This is a genomic window from Stenotrophomonas sp. HMWF003, from assembly GCF_003061285.1.
Classification (GTDB): domain Bacteria; phylum Pseudomonadota; class Gammaproteobacteria; order Xanthomonadales; family Xanthomonadaceae; genus Stenotrophomonas; species Stenotrophomonas maltophilia_AP.
In genome coordinates, this window is the sequence record NZ_QAIW01000233.1 from 1 (window position 1) to 2,588 (window position 2,588).

2 protein-coding genes and 1 pseudogene are annotated in these 2,588 nt (G+C 68.1%); all 3 read right to left on the reverse strand.

The genetic code is table 11. The features are described from left to right. Nucleotides 1–353, reverse strand: a pseudogene (gene eno, locus DBR34_RS09600) (phosphopyruvate hydratase); the annotation flags it as partial. A gap of 128 nt (nucleotides 354–481) precedes the next feature. Beyond that, entirely contained in the window at nucleotides 482–826 is a 345-nt protein-coding gene (locus DBR34_RS09605; protein ID WP_128096616.1) for a hypothetical protein, read from the reverse strand. Nucleotides 827–863: 37 nt separating this feature from the next. Next, nucleotides 864–2,522 (reverse strand): CTP synthase, encoded by a 1,659-nt coding sequence (locus DBR34_RS09610; RefSeq protein ID WP_128096617.1) that lies wholly within the window; start codon nucleotides 2,520–2,522, stop codon nucleotides 864–866. Nucleotides 2,523–2,588 lie beyond the last annotated feature (66 nt).

The window sequence follows — 2,588 nt, forward strand, 5'->3', positions numbered from 1 at the left end:
GTGGCCATGGACACGGCCAGCAGCGCGTTGGCACCCAGGCGGCCCTTGTTCTCGGTGCCGTCGAGGTCGATCAGGCGACGGTCCAGGCCTTCCTGGTCGGCGGCGTCATAGCCCTTCAGCGCGTTGGCGATGGCGGTGTTGACGTTGGCCACGGCGTTGCGCACGCCCTTGCCCAGGTAGCGGGTCTTGTCGCCGTCACGCAGCTCCACTGCTTCCTTGCTGCCGGTCGAGGCGCCCGACGGAACCGCGGCGCGGCCGAACGAACCGTCCTCGAGGATGACATCGGCTTCCAGCGTGGGGTTGCCACGGCTGTCGAGGATTTCACGGGCGTGGATGCTGCGGATCGTGGTCATGGTGGGCCGGTTACCAGTCAGGAAGGGGAAACGCCAGAAAAGGAGCGCTGAAAAAGCTGCCGCGTGATTATCGCCATCCACCTGCCGCTTGCCAAATCGGCGTGCGGGCAGGCAGCGGCGACAGCGGCCTAGAACAGCGCCGGTACCAGCAGCGCCACCATTAGCAGCGCCATCAACATCAGCGCGCACACGCCCCCGGCCGGTTGCCGGCGCAGGCGCAGGGCCAGAACGCTGGCGACCCCGCCGCCCAGCAGCAGGCCGATGCCCAGCGCCAGGGTGAAATACAGGTACGGGGCGGTGGCCTGCAGGGCGTGGCTGCCATCGCCGGGCATGCCCATGCTGGTCATCACCAGCACCACCAGCATGAAGGTGCAGGCCCAGGCGCCGATCGACATCAGCAGCGCGGCCCAGCCCCAGGGCCAGGTGCGCCAGCGGCGGCGCACGTCCCGCACCGCCTTGGGGTCCCGGCTCATGCCGGCCGCCCGGCAGGGCGACCGGTGCACGGCGCGATCAGGCGCCTGCGTCCAGTTTGGTACCGGCCTTGCGCTCACGCGCGGCGCGGATGAACCCGATGAACAGCGGGTGGCCGTCGCGCGGGGTGGACAGGAACTCCGGGTGGGCCTGGCACGCCAGGAACCACGGGTGCTGGTCGCGCGACAGTTCCACCAATTCCACCAGGGTGTCGTCCATCGACTTGCCGGCGATCACCAGGCCCGCATCTTCCAGCTGGGTGCGGTAGCGGTTGTTGAACTCGTAGCGGTGGCGGTGGCGCTCGGACACCACGTCCTTGCCGTACAGCTCACGGGCCAGCGTGCCCGGCTTCAGGCGCTGCTCCTGCAGACCCAGGCGCATGGTGCCGCCGAGGTCGCTCTTGTCGTCACGCTTTTCCACGTCGCCGGTGGCGGTGCGCCATTCGGTGATCAGGCCGATCACCGGGTTCGGCGACTGGCGGTCGTTCTCGGTGCTGTTGGCACCGTCCAGGCCGGCCACGTGGCGGGCGAAATCGACCACGGCCGCCTGCATGCCGTAGCAGATGCCGAAGTACGGCACCTGCTGCTCGCGGGCGAACTGCGAGGTCAGCACCTTGCCTTCGAAGCCACGGTCGCCGAAGCCGCCGGGCACCAGGATGCCGTCGACGTCCTTCAGCGCGCCCATGTCGCTGCCTTCCAGGTCCTGGGCTTCCAGCCACTTCAGGTTGACCTTGGTGCGCTGGCGCAGGCCGCCGTGCTTGAGCGCTTCACCGACCGACTTGTAGGCATCCTGGTGGTCGACGTACTTGCCGACCACCGCGATGGTGACCTCGTCCAGCGGGTGCAGGGTGGCGTCCACCGCTGCTTCCCACTCGTGCAGGTCGGCCGGGCCGGCCTTGTCGCCGAGCTTGAACTGGTTGATGACGATGTCATCCAGGCCCTGGGCGTGCAGGCCCATCGGGATGCGGTACAGCACGTCCACGTCGGGCACGCTGATCACCGCGCGCTCGGAGACGTTGGTGAACTGGGCGATCTTGCGGCGTTCCGAATCCGGCACCACCTGCTCGGAGCGGCACAGCAGCACGTCCGGCTGGATGCCGATCGAGCGCAGTTCCTTGACCGAGTGCTGGGTCGGCTTGGTCTTCAGCTCGCCGGCGGCGGCGATGTACGGCACCAGGGTCAGGTGCATGAACAGCGCCTTTTCCGGGCCACGCTCGGTGCGCACCTGGCGGATCGCCTCCAGGAACGGCAGCGACTCGATGTCGCCCACGGTGCCACCGATCTCGACCAGGGCCACGTCGAAGCCTTCGGTGGCCTCGTCCATGCAGCGGCGGATCTCGTCGGTGATGTGCGGGATGACCTGCACGGTGGCGCCCAGGTAGTCGCCGCGGCGCTCCTTGCGGATCACGTTCTCGTAGATGCGGCCGGTGGTGACCGAGTTCTTGCGGCTCAGGCGGGTGCGCACGAAACGCTCGTAATGGCCCAGGTCCAGGTCGGTTTCGGCGCCGTCGTCGGTGACGTAGACCTCACCGTGCTGGAACGGGCTCATGGTGCCCGGGTCGACGTTGATGTACGGGTCGAGCTTCATCATCGTGACGGTGAGGCCACGGGCTTCAAGGATGGAGGCAAGTGACGCGGCGGCAATGCCTTTGCCGAGCGAGGACACTACGCCGCCGGTTACGAAGATCAAGGGAGTCATGGCTGGGGGTGTCCTGTCAGGAAGGGGGAGACGGCGCCGGCGCGCAGGGCGGCGGACGACGTGAAG